At 62.9% G+C, this 18051-nt stretch carries 17 protein-coding genes and 1 pseudogene; 9 read left to right on the top strand and 9 right to left on the bottom strand.

The window, feature by feature from the left end; genetic code table 11:
- Window positions 1-174: 174 nt before the first annotated feature.
- From rph to hemW, 4 genes are all read left to right on the top strand, one after another.
- Window positions 175-891 carry a ribonuclease PH gene (rph, locus tag J5286_RS02165; RefSeq protein ID WP_112982013.1) on the top strand — a complete coding sequence of 239 codons (717 nt, stop codon included), beginning with the start codon at window positions 175-177 and terminating at the stop codon, window positions 889-891.
- A 197-nt stretch (window positions 892-1088) separates the two neighbouring features.
- Window positions 1089-1493, top strand: coding sequence for a VOC family protein (locus J5286_RS02160; RefSeq protein ID WP_018898170.1), 405 nt, complete (start codon window positions 1089-1091; stop codon window positions 1491-1493).
- A gap of 10 nt (window positions 1494-1503) precedes the next feature.
- Entirely contained in the window at window positions 1504-2148 is a 645-nt protein-coding gene (gene rdgB, locus J5286_RS02155; protein WP_209188917.1) for an RdgB/HAM1 family non-canonical purine NTP pyrophosphatase, read from the top strand.
- 10 nt (window positions 2149-2158) lie between these two features.
- Window positions 2159-3361: a radical SAM family heme chaperone HemW gene (gene hemW, locus J5286_RS02150; protein ID WP_209188915.1), complete on the top strand. Its 1203-nt coding sequence runs from the start codon at window positions 2159-2161 to the stop codon at window positions 3359-3361.
- 38 nt (window positions 3362-3399) lie between these two features.
- On the opposite strand, the pseudogene J5286_RS31690 reads toward hemW, so the two are convergent.
- Window positions 3400-3531: pseudogene (locus J5286_RS31690) on the bottom strand (endonuclease domain-containing protein); the annotation flags it as partial.
- A gap of 38 nt (window positions 3532-3569) precedes the next feature.
- Window positions 3570-4487 carry a DMT family transporter gene (locus J5286_RS02145; protein ID WP_209188914.1) on the bottom strand — a complete coding sequence of 306 codons (918 nt, stop codon included), beginning with the start codon at window positions 4485-4487 and terminating at the stop codon, window positions 3570-3572.
- A gap of 213 nt (window positions 4488-4700) precedes the next feature.
- Between J5286_RS02145 and gcvA the strand changes: the two genes are divergently transcribed.
- A complete protein-coding gene (gcvA, locus tag J5286_RS02140) occupies window positions 4701-5585 on the top strand; it encodes a transcriptional regulator GcvA (RefSeq protein WP_209188912.1) in 885 nt (294 codons plus the stop codon).
- Window positions 5586-5721: 136 nt separating this feature from the next.
- On the top strand, window positions 5722-6486 hold the full coding sequence (gene fhuF / locus J5286_RS02135; protein ID WP_209188910.1) for a siderophore-iron reductase FhuF: 765 nt from the start codon (window positions 5722-5724) through the stop codon (window positions 6484-6486).
- 45 nt (window positions 6487-6531) lie between these two features.
- Here the strand turns inward: fhuF and J5286_RS02130 are convergent, their stop codons facing one another.
- The 6 genes from J5286_RS02130 to mutM all read right to left on the bottom strand — a co-directional run bounded on the left by J5286_RS02130 (window position 6532) and on the right by mutM (window position 13211).
- Window positions 6532-7287: a glycoside hydrolase family 16 protein gene (locus tag J5286_RS02130; RefSeq protein ID WP_209188908.1), complete on the bottom strand. Its 756-nt coding sequence runs from the start codon at window positions 7285-7287 to the stop codon at window positions 6532-6534.
- A gap of 106 nt (window positions 7288-7393) precedes the next feature.
- The gene (locus tag J5286_RS02125; protein ID WP_209188906.1) at window positions 7394-8476 is read right to left on the bottom strand and encodes a saccharopine dehydrogenase family protein; all 1083 of its coding nucleotides are present in this window, start codon (window positions 8474-8476) and stop codon (window positions 7394-7396) included.
- 133 nt (window positions 8477-8609) lie between these two features.
- Complete coding sequence (gene dnaA, locus J5286_RS02120; protein WP_209188904.1) at window positions 8610-10160, bottom strand: chromosomal replication initiator protein DnaA; 1551 nt, start codon at window positions 10158-10160, stop codon at window positions 8610-8612.
- Window positions 10161-11013: 853 nt separating this feature from the next.
- The gene (gene rpsT / locus J5286_RS02115; protein ID WP_018898162.1) at window positions 11014-11292 is read right to left on the bottom strand and encodes a 30S ribosomal protein S20; all 279 of its coding nucleotides are present in this window, start codon (window positions 11290-11292) and stop codon (window positions 11014-11016) included.
- Window positions 11293-11483: 191 nt separating this feature from the next.
- The gene (locus J5286_RS02110; RefSeq protein WP_209188903.1) at window positions 11484-12257 is read right to left on the bottom strand and encodes an enoyl-CoA hydratase; all 774 of its coding nucleotides are present in this window, start codon (window positions 12255-12257) and stop codon (window positions 11484-11486) included.
- 48 nt (window positions 12258-12305) lie between these two features.
- Window positions 12306-13211: a bifunctional DNA-formamidopyrimidine glycosylase/DNA-(apurinic or apyrimidinic site) lyase gene (gene mutM, locus J5286_RS02105; RefSeq protein WP_209188901.1), complete on the bottom strand. Its 906-nt coding sequence runs from the start codon at window positions 13209-13211 to the stop codon at window positions 12306-12308.
- Between the two features lie 149 nt (window positions 13212-13360).
- Between mutM and ubiE the strand changes: the two genes are divergently transcribed.
- The gene (gene ubiE / locus J5286_RS02100; RefSeq protein WP_047507000.1) at window positions 13361-14137 is read left to right on the top strand and encodes a bifunctional demethylmenaquinone methyltransferase/2-methoxy-6-polyprenyl-1,4-benzoquinol methylase UbiE; all 777 of its coding nucleotides are present in this window, start codon (window positions 13361-13363) and stop codon (window positions 14135-14137) included.
- A 6-nt stretch (window positions 14138-14143) separates the two neighbouring features.
- Window positions 14144-15718: a 2-polyprenylphenol 6-hydroxylase gene (ubiB, locus tag J5286_RS02095; RefSeq protein WP_209188899.1), complete on the top strand. Its 1575-nt coding sequence runs from the start codon at window positions 14144-14146 to the stop codon at window positions 15716-15718.
- 63 nt (window positions 15719-15781) lie between these two features.
- On the opposite strand, the gene J5286_RS02090 is transcribed toward ubiB, so the two are convergent.
- Window positions 15782-17080 carry an MFS transporter gene (locus J5286_RS02090; RefSeq protein WP_209188897.1) on the bottom strand — a complete coding sequence of 433 codons (1299 nt, stop codon included), beginning with the start codon at window positions 17078-17080 and terminating at the stop codon, window positions 15782-15784.
- A gap of 95 nt (window positions 17081-17175) precedes the next feature.
- Between J5286_RS02090 and J5286_RS02085 the strand changes: the two genes are divergently transcribed.
- The gene (locus J5286_RS02085) at window positions 17176-18048 is read left to right on the top strand and encodes a LysR family transcriptional regulator (RefSeq protein WP_209188896.1); all 873 of its coding nucleotides are present in this window, start codon (window positions 17176-17178) and stop codon (window positions 18046-18048) included.
- The last annotated feature ends 3 nt before the right edge of the window (window positions 18049-18051 follow it).

Here is an 18051-nt window from a genome sequence, read left to right as displayed (position 1 = left end):
CGCACCCATGCTGATAATGATGCCGCAAAATATAGCCAATCTCCCCGTGCGCGCAAAAGGGAATTTGCAAATGGGCGCCGCCAATCGTAGAAGCGGTCAACAACAGACCCGCACATAGGATGAAGCCTGGGATCGCGCCCGCGTTCCCGGTCCCGTGCACCGAGGAGAATTAGGATGCGGCCATCAGGCAGAAAAACCGACCAGATGCGCAAGGTCACCTTCGAGCGCAACTTTTCCAAGCACGCCGAAGGCTCCTGTCTGGTGAAATTCGGCGACACGCATGTGCTCTGCACCGCGAGCCTTGAAGAAAAGACGCCGCCGTGGCTGCGCAACACCGGCAAGGGCTGGGTCACCGCCGAATACGGCATGCTGCCGCGCGCAACAGGCGACCGCATGAAGCGCGAAGCCGCCGCCGGCAAGCAGGGTGGCCGCACCCAGGAAATCCAGCGCCTGATCGGCCGCTCGCTGCGCGCCGTGGTCGACCTCAAGGAACTCGGCGAACGCCAGATCACGCTCGACTGCGACGTCATCCAGGCCGACGGTGGCACCCGCACTGCATCGATCACCGGCGCGTGGATCGCGCTCTACGATTGCCTGAAGTGGATGGAAAGCCGCAACATGATCAAGGTCGAGCGGGTCCTGAAGGACCACGTCGCCGCGATCTCCTGCGGTGTCTTCGCCAGCCAGCCTGTCATCGATCTCGACTACCTCGAGGACTCATCGGCCGAGACCGACGCGAACTTCGTGATGACGGGCGCCGGCGGGATCGTCGAGATCCAGGGCACGGCCGAGGGCACGCCGTTCAGCGAGGAAGAGTTCGGCGCGCTGATGGCGCTTGCCAAGAACGGCATTGCCGAGCTGGTGGAGATGCAGAAGGCGGCGATTGCCTGAGGGGTTTGCTAAGGACAGCTGAGAGGCTGTAGCAAGCAAGTCCCCTCCCCAACCCTCCCCACAAGGGGGAGGGCTTAACCTAGCGGCACCGCCGAGCCTCGATTGAGGCAGGCGGGCGCGCCCAGCGGTTCTCCCCCCTTGTGGGGGAGATGGCCGGCAGGCCAGAGAGGGTCTTTGGCGCCCCGGAGAATGACAGCATGATCGACGGCATTCTTGAAACCGCGCTTTATGTCGACGACCTCGATGCCGCCGAGCGCTTCTATCGCGATGTTCTCGGCCTCGAGAAAGTTCTGCGCCATGACAACCGGCACGTCTTCTTCCGCTGCGGCCCGGGCATCCTTCTGATCTTCAACCGCCATGAAACGATCAAGCCGCCCTCTTCTGACGCGCTGCCGGTTCCGCCGCATGGCACGACGGGCGCGGGGCATGCCTGTTTCCGGATGAGTGCGGAAGCGATTGACTTGATCGCGGAAAAGCTCAACAAAGCGGGCGTTTCCATCGAAAGCGATTTCTGCTGGCCGAACGGGGCGCGATCGATCTATTTCCGCGATCCTGACGGCAACAGCCTGGAATGCGCCGAACCCAAACTTTGGAATCTTTGAAGGACCGCTCATGCGCAAGCTCGATACCCGCACCATCGTCGTTGCCAGCCACAATGCCGGCAAGATACGCGAGATCGCCGACCTGATCGGTCCTTTCGGCTTTTCGGCGAAATCGGCAGCCGAACTGAAATTCGAGGAGCCGGATGAGACCGGCACGACCTTCGAGGAAAACGCCGCCATCAAGGCGCTGGCTTCGGCCAAGGCGTCGGGCCTGCCGTCGCTCTCCGACGACAGCGGCCTTGTCATCGACGCGCTCGGTGGCGCACCTGGTGTCTACACCGCCAACTGGGCGGAAACGGCCGATGGGACGCGCGATTTTGCCATGGCGATGCAAAAGGTCGAAACCGCTCTCGAGGAGAAAGGCGCGACCACGCCGGAGCAGCGCACCGCGCGCTTCGTCAGCGTGCTCTGCCTGGCATGGCCGGATGGGCACACCGAAATGTTCCGCGGCGAAGTGGAAGGCTTCGTCGCCTGGCCGCCGCGCGGCACGGAAGGCTTCGGCTACGACCCGGTCTTTCAGCCCGAGGGCTACGACACCACATTCGGCGAGATGAGCGCGGAAGAGAAGCACGGCTGGAAGCCGGGCGACGCTGCCGCCCTCTCGCACCGCGCCCGCGCCTTCAAGATCTTCGTCGAAACCTGCCTGGACGCTTAAGACCCGAATCGTGGATACTTTGGAACAGCCTAACCTGACGCGCTATGCATCTCTTTTGCCCGATACCGGCGAGCCCGGCTTCGGCGTCTACGTGCATTGGCCGTTCTGTGCCGCCAAGTGCCCCTATTGCGACTTCAACAGCCATGTGCGCCACCAGCCTGTCGACCAGGAGCGCTTCACCGCCGCCTTCCTGAAGGAGATGGCGGCGATGCGGCAGCTGAGCGGCCCGAAAACGGTGACCAGCGTCTTCCTCGGCGGCGGCACGCCATCGCTGATGAACCCATCCACGGTTTCGGCCATTCTCGACGGCATCGCCAAGGAATGGCACATGCCCGAGGGTATCGAGATCACCATGGAGGCCAACCCCTCCAGCGTAGAGGCCGAGCGTTTTCGCGGCTACCGCGCCGCCGGTGTCAACCGCGTGTCGCTCGGCGTGCAGGCGCTGAACGATCGTGACCTGAAATTTCTCGGGCGTCTGCACGATGTCGAGGATGCGCTGAAGGCAATCAAGCTGGCGCGCGACATCTTCCCGCGCATGTCCTTCGACCTGATCTACGCCCGTCCGAAGCAGACGGTGGAGGAATGGGAGCGGGAGCTCAAGCAAGCGATCTCCTATGCCGTCGATCACCTGTCGCTCTACCAGCTGACGATCGAGGAGGGCACGCCCTTCTTCGGGCTGCACAAGATGGGCAAGCTCGTCGTGCCTGACGACGACCAGTCGGCGCTGCTCTACGAGGCGACGCAGGAAATCACCGCCGCCGAGGGCATGCCCGCCTACGAGGTCTCCAACCACGCCCGCCCGGGCGCGGAGAGCCGCCACAACCTCACCTATTGGCGCTACGGCGACTATGCCGGCATCGGACCCGGCGCGCATGGACGGCTGACACGCGGCCCCATCAAGCTCGCCACCGCCACCGAGCGCAAGCCGGAAGCCTGGCTGGAGCTCGTGGAGCGCGATGGCCACGGCGTGCTCGACCAAGAACAGCTCGGCTATGACGAACAGGCCGACGAACTGTTGCTGATGGGCCTGCGCCTCACCGAAGGCGTCGATCTCGCCCGCTGGCAGCAGCTCTCGGGCCGTGATCCCGACCCGAAGCGCGAAGAGTTTTTACTGGAACACGGGTTTATCGAGCGGATCGGCAATTCGCGCATCCGCTGCACGCCGTCGGGGATGCTGATTCTGGATTCGGTGGTGGCTGATCTGGCTTGTTGATTTGGGGAGCGGTTCAGGCGGTTAGCTTCCTACCGTGAAGCCCCCTCATCCGCCTGCCGGCACCTTCTCCCCGTTGGGGAGAAGAGACTTGGAGTGAGCCACTCGCTCCAACCTCCCTTCTCCCCAACGGGGAGAAGGTGGCCCGAAGGGTCGGATGAGGGGGCTCCGGGCTCTGCGCTATCCTGTTGTTTCTAAATAACTCCCGCGCTCACACCACCCTCCTCCGCACCCGCGCAAACAACCGCCCATCGATTGCAGCCAACCCGATCGCGATCATCGCCATGCCGATCAGATGCTTGGCCTGCAACTGCTCGCCGAGGATAGCGGCGCCGAGCAGGATGGCGCTGACGGGGATGAGGAACGTGACGAGCATGAGGTTGGTGGCTCCCGCCGTGGCGAGGATGCGGAAGAAGAGGACGTAGGCGACCGCCGTCGACAGCAGCGCCAGACCAAAGAGCGCCATCCAGGTCTCCATAGAGGGGGCGGCGAGCGTCCAGGGGTGGTCGACGATGAGGGCGATGGGGAGCATCAGCACGCTGGAGGCGGTGACCTGGCCGGCGGCAGGGAGAAGCGGTGCCATGCCCATCTGGCGGAAGCGGCGGCCGTAGATGCCGGCGAAGGAATAGGAGAGCGCGGCGCCGAGAACGGCGAGCTGCGCCAGCACATTGGTTCCCAGATCGCGCAGCGCATCGAAGCCGATCATGTAGGCGACGCCGGCAAAGCCGACGATGACGCCGAGCAGGCGGTTGCCGGTCATCTTCTCATCCGCTGTCAACAGATGCGCGACGACGACGCCGAAGAGCGGCGTGGTGGCGTTGAGGATCGAGGCGAGGCCGCTCGCAATATGCGTCTGCCCCCAGACGATGAGGCAGAAGGGGATCATGTTGTTGATCAGGCCCATGACGAAGAAGGCCGCCCAGGACTTGCCGTCACGCGGCATGGCGTGACCGGTGGCGCGCACGATCAGGTTCAGCGCGACGGCGGCGATCAGCACGCGGCCGGTGACGATGGTAAACGGCGGCAGGGTTTTCACCAGGATGCCGTTGAACAGGAAGGAGCCGCCCCAGAGCAGCGACAGCACCAGCAACATTCCCCATTCGGCAAGGCCCATCTGTCTCTGCTGCATCGCTTCTCTCCCTTTTGCGGCATGGCTGGCTTAGCGCTCGGCGCTAGCCTGCACCACCCGATTCCTGCGCGGCCTGTTATCGTCCGTCGAGTTATTCTTATCCGTGACGGTCAAGCTTACATCTAGAATGATCGCCTTGACGCATATACTATGGCGGTCAGGGCCATGCGACAAACGAGTCTTTTTCGTTTCATGATTGAGCTGAGCTAAAGCATGAGTGATTTTCTTCCATCGCTTTCGGCGCTCCGCGCCTTCGAGGCCGCCGCCCGGCATCTGAGCATGACGCTTGCGGCGCGGGGACTCAATGTGACGCCGGGCGCCGTCAGCCTGCAGATCCGCGATCTCGAGACATCGCTCGGCGTGCGCCTGTTCGAGCGCAAGACGCGGGCACTGGCGCTGACGACTGAGGGTGCAGACTATTTCACGACGCTGCGGGCGGCCTTTCGGCTGGTGCGCGAGGCGACGGCGGCGATCACGGCGCGAAACCGCGGCACGGTGCTGAACGTCACATGCACAGCGGGCTTTGCGACCTACTGGCTGGTGCCGCGGCTTTCGCGCTTCGAAGCGCTGAACCCGGAGATCGACGTGCGTATCAGCGCCTCGCACAGGGTGATGGATTTCCAGCGCGATGGCATAGACCTCGCCATACGCCATGGGCTCGGGGGCTATGACGGGCTCGTCAGCGAGCGGCTGGTGGATGACGAGCTGGTGCCGGTCTGCACGCCGAAACTCGCCGGTGAGCTCGGCCCGGATCCGTCGCCCGATGCACTAGCGCCGTTCCAGCTGATCCACGACGTCTACCGCCACGACTGGCAGCTATGGCTGGAAGCGGCGGGCGCGAGCAATGTCGATGCCGCCCGTGGGCCGGTCTTCATGCACGGTAACGGCGCTTACGAGGCGATGAAGGCGGGGCTCGGCTTCGCGCTGATGCGGCGCTCCTTCGTGACGACTGAACTGGAAGACGGCCAAGTCGTCGCTCCCTTCCCCGTCGGGGTCGCCAGCCGGCTCGCCTTCCATCTTGTCTATCCCGGCCAGGCGCTGGAACGGCCGGCAGCGGCCGCCTTCCGCCGCTGGCTGCTCTCCGAAGCGCAGCGCTGATCGCGGCGCCTGCGCGCTTAATTCAGCAATCGCCGAAAAAGTGGACACCCGCACTCATAAAACACTTTCCCGGCGCGTATTTGCTGATTATCATAGTCAGGATTAAGACGCATACGGGCAAGGCCGAACCTCAGTCATGGCAGTTCAACAGATCGCGCGGACGGCGCCCGGGCTCCCGCAGCCGATCGGCTTGTCGCACGCTTTTTCCGGCGATCACGCCTGGTGCCGCGAGAAGATGATGCTGGCGGATGAGCTGGCCGGTGGCGTCACCCTCGCTACATTCTTCGAGGATGGCGGTTTCGAGCGGGCGATCGACCGGTACACCGAGGTCACCAAAGGCACGGATCGCCGTGCCGTCGTCTCCATGTGGTCGCTCTATTACTTCGCCGGGATCAGCATTCCCTATCTGCTCGCCCGCCGCCTGGCTGGCCAGGTGCTGCCGGTTGCCTTCGAGGAGATGACGATCGCGCTGACCGAGGACGGGCTGCCGCGCGCCTTCGGCGTTTCCCATCGCGGCATGATTGGCGAAGAGACGAGCGGCGACGAATTTTCCGTGGTCGGGCCGTTGATGTCCGGCCATCTCAACATGGCCGTCGAGCGCTTGAAGCGCTGCGGGCTCTCGGCCAAGCTCCTGTGGAACAACGCCGCCGTCTACATCGACTATACGCTGCGGCTGACCGATAGCGAGAGTGGTGGGCGCTCCGCGCCCGACCTGCCGCTCTTCGTGCGCGGATGCCTGCCGGATGGCGGGCCGAATCCGCTGTGCGGCAACGTTAGACAAGTCGAGGAAGGCGGGCAGATGATCCAGCGGCGCAAGCTCTGCTGCCTGCGCTACATGCTGCCAGGAGTCGCGAGCTGCGGCAATCGCTGCGCACTGCCCAGCCAGCGCAATCCGCAATAGACGCATTGCGCCGTTTCAATTCAGAACCGACGCCGACGCGGCGCGTCAGATGTCCCACGCCTTGATGTAGTCGATGTCGAATGTGGCCGTGAGCGCCTGCGAGCGATCCTCGTCGCCGGGCAGATCATAGAGGTTCAGCATCAGCTGCATCGGATAATCGGGGCTTTGGCGGGTCTGCGTCACGATTGCCCCATCGACGAGAAAATCGATCCCCTCGGGCGTCCAGTCCATCGCGTAGACATGCCAGTCGCCAACAGCGATCGATACGCTCGTCTCATCGAGTTCCGTTGTCAGTTTCGGATCGTGGATCTTCTTGATACCGCGCCCGATCTTCACCGCATCGCGCTCGACATTGCGGCCGAAGACTTCGAACACGGTTATCTCCCCGGAGCGATGCGGCTCGTCCTCGAAGCCGATCAGCCATAACGCCGCCAAGTTCCATGGGTTGAGGCTTGCGCGGGCGCGCATCTCCAGACGGCAGTAATGCGGCAGGAAAAGGCGGCGGGGCGGGATCGCCTCGCGCACGGTGAGATCCCGATTGAACCGGTGCTGGCCGGCGCGACTGCCGACCGGGCCGGACCAATGGCCCGTCTGCAGGTTGGAGACCCTGACGCCGCCATCGAATTCGGGGCACCAAGGCTGCTGGTCGTCTTCGACCACCAGCCGGAGGTAGCCATCGCGGATCTTGTAGCGCGACTGCGATGCTTCCCACGAACTCCAATGCGGGAGATAGCAGGGCAGCCAGTTTTCGCCGTTCAGCTCGGGCGCATCGAAGTCATCGGAAAAAAGCAATGCCGGCATGATCAGCCTCGCGCCTCAATCGTCTGACGCCGACTATGCAGAGGCGCGCGCCAAAAGCAAACGGCCGGGATTGCTCCCGGCCGTCCGGCAATGATGCGAGCAGCGATCAGGCTCTGCGGGACGCACCCGTCTTGAAGAGGCTGCCGGTCGGGGTTTTCAGGAACATGTCGAGCGGAATGTGCTCCTGGTGCAGGAAGCCGGTTGCGGGCAGCAGGCCGTCGCGAACCATCTCGATGACGGCGACGACCGATGCCGAGGTTGTCCAGGCGATTGCCGTGCGGCGGGCGCCTGATATCTCGATCGGGTAATAGGCGCGCACGAACTCCTTGCGGCGCAGGCTGCCGCGCTCGGTGCCTTCGGCGGCGACATGCACATAGACGACATCGTCATCGACGGGCGGCTTGGCTTCCGTCAGGATCTCGCCGGCGAGCTTGCGCTTGTCGCGCATCAGAAGCTCGTGAAAGAAGAAGTTCATCAGATCCATATGGCCGGGATAGCGCATGGTCTTGTAGTCGAGGTTCTCGACCTTGCCGAGCAGCGTGTCGCACATGGTGCCGAGACCGCCCGAGGTCGTGAAAGCCTCGAGCTTCACGCCCTCGACGTAGATGGTCTCCAGCCACTCCATCGGCGACACCAGCTTGCGCACGCCGCCTTCGATCACTTCGCAATCGTTCAGATACTCGTTGACCACGCCCTCCGGCGACCAGTTGAAGGCATAGCCCAACAGGCCCGTCGGATTTTGCGGCAAGGCGCCGACGCGCATGCGGATCGAGCGGCAGCGATCGAAGCCATCGGCAAGGCTCGAGCCGACGATGCCGACGAAACCAGGGGCAAGACCGCATTGCGGCGCCATCAGGCCACGCGCGGTCTTTGAAAGCTCGATGATGAAGTTGGTGGTGGGCACATCTTCCGTCAGATCGAAATAATGGATGCCGGCGGCATGGGCGGCGCGCGCCAGCCCGATGTTCAGGTGATAGGGCAGGCACGACAGCACCGCGTCGACACCCGACAGCAATTCACTGATGACGGCGGGATCTGAGATGTCGCCGCTATGGCACTTGAACGGCACCTCGCCCACTGGCAGCTGCGCGTCCACACCCGTGACCTCGAAGCCGCCCTCATGCAAAAGCGTAGCGGCCAGCCGCCCGACCTTGCCCAGACCGAGTACGGCGATCTTCGTAAAGCTCATTTATATCCTCCCAAGGCGCGGCGTTTTCCTCCCGCCGCGCGTATGCTTGAAAGGGCTGTATAAAATAAACAGCGCATAAAAGGAAACGGCCGGAATCGCTCCCGGCCGCTTAATTTCGATGCTATGATCGCGACTATTCGTTGATCAGGCGCTTCAGCAGCTCGATCTCGTGCGACAGCTTGCTATCACCTGAAATCAGCTCCTCGATCTTGCGCACAGCGTGCAGAACCGTCGTGTGGTCACGTCCGCCGAAGCGACGGCCGATCTCCGGGAAGGAGCGCGGCGTCAAGGTCTTGGCCAGATACATGGCGATCTGGCGCGGCTTGACGATGACGCGCGTACGGCGGTTCGAGACCAGCTCCTGGCGCGACACGTTGTAGTGACGGGCGACGATGCGCTGGATATCCTCGATACGCACGCGGCGCGGCTCGCCGGAGCCGACCAGGTGGGCGAGAAGCTCGTCCACGCGCTCGACCGTCAGGTTCGGCTCGAAGGAGCGACGGAAGAGCAGCTGGTTGAAGGCGCCTTCCAGTTCGCGGCCGCTGGCGGTGATGCTGCGGGCAACGTGGTTGAGCAGCTCGGTCGACATCTCCAGCGACGGATCCTCGGTGCGGGCGACATCAAGACGGCGCTGGAGGATTTCGAGACGCATCTCGTAATCCGGGCCGTCAAGCTCGATCGCCACACCGCCCTGCAGACGCGAACGAACGCGCGGGTCGAGCGATTCCAGCTCCCAGGGCGCACGGTCGGCTGCGACGACGACCTGCTTGGCGCTGTCGAGCAGCATGTTCAAAAGATGGCAGAACTCGTGCTGGATCATCTTGCCCTGCAGGAACTGCATGTCGTCGATGATCAGAAGATCGATGTTGCGCAACGAGTCCTTCAGCGTCAGCGCATCATTGTCGCGGATCGCGGTTGCGAAACGCCACATGAAGTATTCGGCCGTCAGGTAGACGACGCGCAGCTGGCGCGGGTTCTGTACGGCTGCATTGGCGATCGCCTGCAGCAGATGGGTCTTGCCGAGACCGACCGTGGAATGAACGAAGAGCGGGTTGAAGCGCACTGCGCCCTGACCGGCTTCGGCAATGGTCTTTGCGGCCGCGAGAGCGACGCGATTGGAGCTGCCTTCGACGAAGGTGTCGAAGGTGAAGCGGTTATCGAGCGGCGAGCCGAAGAGCGGCTGGCCAGAGGTCGCCGGACGCGCTGCGGACGCTGCCGAAACAGCCTGCTGGACGATCTGGCCGGCCTGCTGAGCGACCGGGCGACGGATCGGTGCGACGGATGAAACCGGCTCCTGGGTCGCCGTTTCTTCCGGCTTGCTGGTTGCGCGCGCTGCCGTGCGAACCAGGATTTCGACCTTCAGGATTTCAGCGTCTTCCGCCTGGAAGATGCCGGTGATCAGGTCGAGGTAGCGATTGTTGATCCAGGACTTCAGAAAAGTTGTTGGGACCGTCAGCCGTACGACACTCTTGGAGACGGAATGGAGCTTCAGTCGTGCAAACCAGCTTGCGTAGACATCCGGACCGACCTGCGCCTTCAGGCGTGCACTTGCTCTGTCAAAAAGTATGCCATCATTCTTCATGTCTCCCTTTTCCCCCGCCGCGTCTGGGCAAATAGAGCCTAACGTCTGAGATACCTTGTCCGAGTTGTCCAAAGCACTCGCCGCCATCGAATTCATGTGCATCTTGCCGCCTTATAGTTCCATCGGCCGACCTAATCCTGGTCGCCCGATCATTTCCCCGCTTATGACCTGACAGCATCACCCTCATGCTCTGCCGTCGGCCGGTTCACTCAAACGCGTGCCTCTTAACGAGAGGCGACTGTTGGAGGCGAAGCCAACCGCTTCATGCGATCTTGTTGCTTCCCGTCTCCTAGGTGTCCGCTCCTCGTCCAACGAACACCAGCCTGCCTGCGTATGCTTTTTCTCTTTATTAGGATCGCACGCGCTGCGTGCAGCCCTCAAAAAAGGCGCACAGATGATCCCGTTCCGCGGCAGCCAAAGCCGCAGTCCAATCTGCATCGGTGCGTGAAAATCCGGAGGTCGAAACTTCCGTAACAAAAGACACTAAAGCATCGTCCTGCCGACGTGGCAGTTTCAGACCAAGCCTTAAAACAGGTGATGTCCGAGCCCCTTGTTGAGAGGCATTTAGGCAGGATCGGGGGTGGAGATCAACGGGGAATTTTGCTCAAAATCGACCGTGGCCGGTTGACTCTCAGGGCAGTTTTAGGGCGCTGCACTGGAGCAAAAAAAGAATCGCTTTTGAATCAACGAGATTCCGGAAACCGGCAATTTTGACACGCATAAAAAGAAAAAAAGAAAAAAGCTTCTTGACTCGTTTTAGACCCCGCAGCGGAAGGTCTGAGTCTCCCAGTTCAACAGCAACCTGACACAAGCCATTGTTATAATTCATTTTTTTGTGTCATTTGCCGGACACGAAATCGTCGCCAAATTAACCACAGTTCGAGCAATAGCCGGAATCGAAAAAGCCCGACAAAGTTGCCGGGCTAATCATATAGCTGTCTTTATTAATGGAAGCTTAAGCGGTCGCGCCGACCGACAGAGCCTTCACACGAGCTGCGAGGCGCGAGACCTTGCGGGATGCCGTGTTGGCGTGCAGGACGCCCTTGCTTGCTGCGCGGGCCAGTTCCGGCTGCGCGGCCTGGAAAGCTTCCTTGGCCTTGGCAGCATCGCCAGCTGCGAGTGCTTCTTCGACCTGACGAACGAACGTGCGAACGCGCGAGCGACGAGCCTTGTTGACGTCGGTACGGCTGGCGATCTTGCGGGTCGCTTTTTTCGCCGAAGTTGTATTGGCCATGGATGCCTCTCTCAAGAATTCGAACAAATTCCGCTACCGCCGCGGGCCTTGCAGCCACTTCCTACACAGCAATGCGGGAGTATTATCGGAAAACCGGACTGGCTTCCCGAACCTTGGGCGGGCATATAACCCTAAAGCCGACCGGCGTCAACGCGCATTTTCAAGGAACCGTCGCCTTTTCTCTTCAGGGCTCAGCGGTTCTTGAAGGCGGGTTTACGCTTTTCGATGAAGGCTGTCATCCCTTCCTTCTGATCTTCCGTCGCAAAGAGACTGTGGAACAGGCGGCGCTCGAAGCGCAGACCTTCCTCCAGCGTGGTCTCCAGAGCGCGGTTGACGGCCTCCTTGGCCATCAGCACCGAGGGGCGCGACAGCGACGCGATCTTGGCCGCCGCCTCGAGCGCTTCATCGAGCAGACGATCGGGCGCGACTACACGCGATACGAGTCCTGCCCGCTCGGCTTCCGCCGCATCCATCATGCGACCTGTGAGCACCATGTCCATCGCCTTGGCCTTGCCGACGGCGCGCGTCAGGCGCTGGGAGCCGCCCATGCCGGGGATGACGCCAAGCGTGATTTCCGGCTGGCCGAACTTGGCGGTCTCCGATGCGATGATGAAGTCGCAGATCATGGCGAGCTCGCAGCCGCCGCCGAGCGCGAAGCCGCTGACGGCGGCGATGACGGGTTTGCGCACCTTGGCGACATCCTCCCAGCCGCCGAGGAAATTGCGGCGGTAGACATCGGCGAAATCGAGCGACTGCATTTCCTTGATATCGGCGCCGGCGGCAAAGGCGCGCTCGGAGCCGGTGAGGACGATGGCGCCGATGGCGTCGTCATTCTCGAATGCGGCGTAGGCCTGCAGCAGTTCCTTCAGCACCGTCGAGTTCAAGGCATTCAGCGCCTGCGGGCGGTTCAGCGTGATCAGGCCCACGGCGCCACGGGTTTCGACGATCAGCGTTTCATAAGACATGCGTTCCTCCCGGTCGGGCCAATGCCCAGGCTTACTTCTGGCAGACAGTTATTTCTGGCAAGTAGGGCAATAGAAGGTCGAGCGCCCGGCCTGAACGATGCGGGCGATGGTACCGCCGCAGTCGGGCGTACGGCAAGGTTGCCCTTCGCGATCATAGACGGAGAAGGAGTGCTGGAAATAGCCGAGCGAGCCATCCGTCTGGATATGATCGCGCAGCGACGAGCCGCCCGCCTTGATCGCATCTGCAATGACGTCGCGGATCGAGGAGACCAGCAGGTCGAGCTGCTTTGTAGGCTTGCCGGTCGGCGTCACTAGGGTCGATGCGGGCCGCGTCGGCTTCAGGTGCGCGCGCCATAGCGCCTCGCACACATATATATTGCCGAGGCCGGCAATGTTCTTCTGGTCGAGCAGCGCGCTCTTCAGCGGCTGCGCCTTGCCCTTGAAGCGCTCGGCCAGATAGGCGGCGCTGAGCGCATTGCCTGTCGGCTCCGGGCCGAGCCCATAGAGAAAGGGATTGATGTCGAGCGCGGTGCGATCGGCCATGTCCATGAAGCCGAAGCGGCGCGGGTCATTATAGATGACGCGGCTTTGGCCCGACGGCCCTTCCAGATGGAAGATCACGTGATCGTGCTTTTCATCCTTGGAGCGCGGGTGATGGAATTCGCCCGGTGTTTCGGAGATGGGGGTTTCGGCGATCGGGCCGGCCTCGATGCGGAAGGAGCCGGACATGCCGAGATGGGCGATGATGGTGGCGCCGCTGTCGAGATCGATCAGCAGATACTTGGCGCGGCGGCCCAGCGAGACGATGGTGCGGCCGGATGCCTTTTCGCCGAAGGCGTCCGGAAACGGGAAGCGCAGGTCCCCTCGCCTAAGCTCCAATTTGACGATGCGCGCGCCCTCCATCGTAGGCGCGAGGCCGCGTTTGACGGTTTCGACTTCTGGCAATTCCGGCATCTTAACCCATCTATATCGAACATGTTTCAACCGCCCGCGATGTGCGCTATAGCGCCATGGTGTCGCGGACCGGACCGTTGCCCACAGATAGCGTCGCCTGCCTGATTTCGCTATGGTCGCCGCGTTGATTTAAGAGATTGGAGTATTCGATGTCAGACAGCCGCACCTCCGCCGACGGCGGCATGGAAACATCATACGGCTTCCGCGAAGTTTCAGGCGGCGAAAAGCAGGGCCTCGTCAACGAAGTCTTCCATAAGGTCGCCAAGCGCTACGACATCATGAACGACGTCATGTCGGTCGGCATGCACCGCGTCTGGAAGGATGCGATGATCGCGGCGCTGAACCCGCGCAAGGAGCCCGGCTACAAGACGCTCGACGTGGCCGGCGGCACCGGCGATATCGCATTCCGCATCATCGAAGCCTCGAACCGGATGGCGCACTCCACCGTGCTCGACATCAACGGATCGATGCTGGCTGTCGGCGCAGAACGCGCCGCCAAGAAGAAGCTCTCCGACAATCTGACCTTCGTCGAGGCCAACGCCGAGGAACTGCCCTTCGAGGCCAACAGCTTCGACGCCTATACGATCGCCTTCGGCATCCGCAACGTGCCGCGCATCGACGTGGCGCTCAGCGAAGCCTACCGCGTGCTGAAGCGCGGCGGCCGGCTGCTGGTGCTCGAGTTCTCCGAAGTCGACATGCCTTTGCTCGACCGCGTCTATGAAAGCTGGTCGTTCAACGCCATTCCGAAGTTCGGCAAGGCGATCACCGGCGATGCCGAGCCCTATCAGTATCTGGTCGAATCCATCCGCAAGTTCCCCAACCAGGAAAACTTCGCCGCGATGATCCGCAATGCCGGCTTCTCGCGCGTCAGCTACACCAATTATACCGGCGGGATCGCCGCCCTTCACTCCGGCTGGAAGCTTTAAGCCGGAATGAGCACTGTTTCGGCATATTTCCAGCTCTGGCGGGTTGGTTGGATTCTCGTGCGCGAGGGCGTCGTCTCGGCGCTGCCTTCCGACGAACTTCCGCCATCGGTCGCGGCTGCCAAGTCCTTCGTCGGCATGTTTGCGCGCAAGCGCGCCAAGACCCAGAAGCGCAGCGACCGGCTCTCCAAGGCCGTCGAGCGGCTGGGGCCGTCCTATGTGAAGATTGGTCAGTTCCTGGCGACGCGTCCCGACGTCGTCGGCGTCGAGTTCGCGGACGACCTGTCGCAGCTGCAGGATCGGATGGCCTTCTTTCCTGATGCCGCCGCCAAGGCCAATATCGAGGGATCGCTCGGCCGGCCGGTGGATGAGCTCTACGTCAGCTTCGGCGAGCCGATCGCCGCAGCCTCGATCGCGCAGGTGCATCCGGCCGAGGTGATGACGCCGCTGGGACGCAAGAAGGTTGCCGTCAAGGTGGTGCGCCCCGGCGTGCGCCAGCGCTTTACCCATGATCTCGAGGCGATGTATCTCGTCGCCCATCTGCAGGAGCGCTTCATGCCCTCCAGCCGGCGCCTGAAGCCGGTGGAAGTGACGAAGACGCTGGAGCAGACGACCAAGGTCGAGATGGACCTCCGGCTCGAGGCGGCAGCGCTTTCGGAGATCGCCGAGAACACCCAGAACGATCCGGGCTTCCGCGTTCCGACCGTCGACTGGGAACGAACAGGACGCGACGTCATCACCATGGAGTGGATCGACGGCGTCAAGATGTCCGATGTCGAGGGCCTGAAGGCCGCCGGCCACGATCTCAATGCGCTGGCCGACACGCTGATCCAGTCCTTCCTGCGCCATACGCTGCGCGACGGCTTCTTCCATGCCGACATGCATCCGGGCAATCTCTTCGTCGACCCCAAGGGCATGATTGTCGCCGTCGACATGGGCATTGTCGGGCGTCTCGGGAAAAAGGAACGCCGCTTCCTCGCCGAGATCCTCTACGGCTTCATCACCCGCGACTATATCCGCGTCGCCGAGGTGCATTTCGAGGCGGGCTACGTGCCCGGCCACCACAATGTCGAGAGCTTCGCGCAGGCGATCCGCGCGATCGGCGAGCCGATCCACGGCCAGCCGGCCGAGACGATCTCAATGGGCAAGCTGCTGACGCTGCTGTTCGAGGTGACCGAGCTGTTCGACATGGCCGCACGGCCCGAGCTGGTGATGCTGCAGAAGACCATGGTGGTGGTCGAGGGCGTCGCCCGCATCCTCAATCCGCGCTTCAACATGTGGAAGGCATCCGAACCCGTCGTCGGCGAATGGATTCGCAACAATCTCGGACCGAAGCGGATCGCGACCGATATCAAGGACGGGCTGAAGGCTGCCGTGAAGCTCGCCGAGGCGGCACCGGAGATCGCCGCCAAGACCGAGAAGTTCCACCACGAGCTGCTACGGATGAGCGAGAACGGCCTGCGCTTCGACGCCGAGACGGCCGACGCGATCGGCAAGTCGGAAGCCCGCCACAGCCGCTCCGGCCGCTGGGCGCTCTGGCTGATCGCGCTGACGCTTGTTTATATCGCCTGGGTGGTTAGCTGACAGCTCCCATGCGCCCGCATCTAGTTAGAAAGCCCGCCATGTCGCGGGCTTTTTCTATTTTTGCTACCGGCGCGACAATCTTGCTGCGGCGAGTGCGGCGACCATGCCGATCGCGAGCAGCGTCAGAGTGAACATCACGACGGCACTCCAACCATCGGCGCCCCAGAAGTATCCGCCGACGGAGCCGGCGACGCTGGAGCCGATGTAATAGGACAGGAGATAGAGCGACGAGGCGTGGCCCTTGGTGCCCTTGGCGAGCCGCCCGACCAGCGCGCTTGCGACCGAGTGGGCGACGAAGAAGCCGGAGGTCAGGAGTACGATGCCCAGGATGATCAGCGGCAGGGAGGCCGAGAGCGTTAGCGCCACGCCGATCGCGGATAGTGCGATGCCAGAAGGCAGCACGACGAAGTGGCCGAAGCGGTCTCCAAGCAGGCCGGCGATCCAGGAGGCGGCGATGCCGAAGATATAGACCGTGAAGATCAGGCCGAGCTCGGTCTGGTTCAGATTGTAGGGCGCTTCGACGAGGCGGAAGCCGATATAATTATAGACCGTGACGAAGGTGCCCATGGCGAGGAAGCCGATGGCAAACAGGAACGGCAGCGCCGGGCTCCTGATGTGGCCGGCCCAGGCACCAAGATGGAAGCGGGCGTTGAAGCCCTTGCGCGGCGTGAAGTTGCGCGAGGCGGGCAGAAGCAGGAAGAAGCCGATGGCCGCCGCAAGGCCGATGGCGCCGAGCGTGCCGAGCGCGATGCGCCAGGAGAAGAACTCGGCCAGCGTGCCGGTGACGACGCGGCCGGCCATGCCGCCGAAGGCGTTGCCGGCGATGTAGAGGCCCATGGCGGCGCCGAGGCCGCGGGGATCGATCTCTTCCGAGAGATAGGCCATGGCGACGGCGGGCACACCGCCGAGGAGCAGGCCTTCAAGCGCGCGGATGACCAGCAGCGCATGCCAGCTCGGGACCAGCGCGCAGGCGATCGTGCAGAGGGCAGCGCCCAACAGCGAGGCGAACATCAGGCTGCGGCGGCGGAAGCTTTCGGAGACGGCGGCGGCGCAGAAGATGGCGAAGGCAAGCAGACCCGTCGATAGCGACAGGGAGAGCGAGCTCGCGGCCGGGCTGATGCCGAAGTCGCTGGCGAAGATCGGCATCAGCGGCTGGACGCAATAGAGCAGTGAGAAGGTCGCAAAGCCCGAGAGAAACAGCGCGATGCTGGCGCGCCTGTAGGCCGGGGTGCCGCGCAGCAGGAACTGCTTTTCCTGCGCTTCGCTTCCCTGGTGCTGGGGAGCGGCATTCTCGATGACGGTGAGATGAGGACGGGAGGGGATTTCCGAGGGGACGGACTGCTTGTCTGCGGCGCGTGGCATTGAGGACCAACCTTTCACGCCCTTTGATCTAGCCAACGGACCATCATTTGTCCAATATATGAAACTGGCTTTCTTGATAGGTTTTGGAGATACCGATGGAGCTGCGCCATATCCGCTATTTCCTTGCCGTGGCCGAGGAGCGGAATTTCACCCGCGGCGCCGCCAAGCTCGGCATCGGCCAGCCGCCGCTCAGCCAGCAGATCCGCGATCTCGAAAACGAGATCGGGGCGGCGCTGTTTCACCGTGTGCCGCATGGCGCGGAGCTGACGGAGGCGGGATCGGCATTTCTGCCGGAGGCGCGCGCCGCGATTGCCTCGGCCGAAAAGGCGAAGCTGGCCGCCCAGCGGGCGACGCGCGGCGAGACAGGACGGCTGGCGCTCGGCTTCACGGCGTCGTCGGCCTTCAACACCGCCGTCAGCGGCACGATCCGCCGGTTTCGCGGGCAATGGCCGGATGTGAGCCTGTCGCTGACCGAGATGAACAGCAACTGGCTGATGGAAAAGCTGATGCGGCAGGAGATCGACGCCGCCTTCATCCGCCCCGGCCTCGAAGACCCGAGGGATGTGCACCTGAAACGGCTGGCGGACGAGCCGATGCTGATCGCGCTGCCGGCGCACCATCCGCTGGCGAAGCTGAAGACTGTGCCGCTCTCCGCACTTGCGGGCGAGCCCTTCATTCTCTTTCCCCGCACCGTCGGCCTCAGCCTCTACGACGACATCGTGCGCGGCTGCCGGGATGCGGGCTTCGAGCTTGTCGTGACGCAGGAGGCGCCGCAGATCCCTTCGGTCATCAATCTGGTCGCCGCCGATCTCGGTGTCTCGATCGTGCCGGGCTCGCTCGCGCATCTCAAACTCGACGGCGTCGCCTACCGGCCGATCGAGGGGCCGCCTTTGGTGGCGCGGCTGGGGCTGGCGATGCTGAAGGCGCGGCGGTCGCGCGTCGTCGGCAATCTGATGAGCCTGATCTGATCA

The sequence above is a fragment of the Rhizobium sp. 16-488-2b genome (assembly GCF_017741815.1).
Classification (GTDB): domain Bacteria; phylum Pseudomonadota; class Alphaproteobacteria; order Rhizobiales; family Rhizobiaceae; genus Rhizobium.
This window is presented reverse-complemented; position numbering and strand designations above follow the sequence as displayed.

Bases quoted from the DNA above. Each gene is read 5' to 3' on its own strand.
- rph (WP_112982013.1), top strand. From the start codon at position 175: ATGCGGCCATCAGGCAGAAAAACCGACCAGATGCGCAAGGTCACCTTC.
- J5286_RS02160 (WP_018898170.1), top strand. From the start codon at position 1,089: ATGATCGACGGCATTCTTGAAACCGCGCTTTATGTCGACGACCTCGAT.
- rdgB (WP_209188917.1), top strand. From the start codon at position 1,504: ATGCGCAAGCTCGATACCCGCACCATCGTCGTTGCCAGCCACAATGCC.
- J5286_RS02145 (WP_209188914.1), bottom strand. From the start codon at position 4,487: ATGCAGCAGAGACAGATGGGCCTTGCCGAATGGGGAATGTTGCTGGTG.
- gcvA (WP_209188912.1), top strand. From the start codon at position 4,701: ATGAGTGATTTTCTTCCATCGCTTTCGGCGCTCCGCGCCTTCGAGGCC.
- fhuF (WP_209188910.1), top strand. From the start codon at position 5,722: ATGGCAGTTCAACAGATCGCGCGGACGGCGCCCGGGCTCCCGCAGCCG.
- J5286_RS02130 (WP_209188908.1), bottom strand. From the start codon at position 7,287: ATGCCGGCATTGCTTTTTTCCGATGACTTCGATGCGCCCGAGCTGAAC.
- J5286_RS02125 (WP_209188906.1), bottom strand. From the start codon at position 8,476: ATGAGCTTTACGAAGATCGCCGTACTCGGTCTGGGCAAGGTCGGGCGG.
- dnaA (WP_209188904.1), bottom strand. From the start codon at position 10,160: ATGCACATGAATTCGATGGCGGCGAGTGCTTTGGACAACTCGGACAAG.
- rpsT (WP_018898162.1), bottom strand. From the start codon at position 11,292: ATGGCCAATACAACTTCGGCGAAAAAAGCGACCCGCAAGATCGCCAGC.
- J5286_RS02110 (WP_209188903.1), bottom strand. From the start codon at position 12,257: ATGTCTTATGAAACGCTGATCGTCGAAACCCGTGGCGCCGTGGGCCTG.
- mutM (WP_209188901.1), bottom strand. From the start codon at position 13,211: ATGCCGGAATTGCCAGAAGTCGAAACCGTCAAACGCGGCCTCGCGCCT.
- ubiE (WP_047507000.1), top strand. From the start codon at position 13,361: ATGTCAGACAGCCGCACCTCCGCCGACGGCGGCATGGAAACATCATAC.
- ubiB (WP_209188899.1), top strand. From the start codon at position 14,144: ATGAGCACTGTTTCGGCATATTTCCAGCTCTGGCGGGTTGGTTGGATT.
- J5286_RS02090 (WP_209188897.1), bottom strand. From the start codon at position 17,080: ATGCCACGCGCCGCAGACAAGCAGTCCGTCCCCTCGGAAATCCCCTCC.
- J5286_RS02085 (WP_209188896.1), top strand. From the start codon at position 17,176: ATGGAGCTGCGCCATATCCGCTATTTCCTTGCCGTGGCCGAGGAGCGG.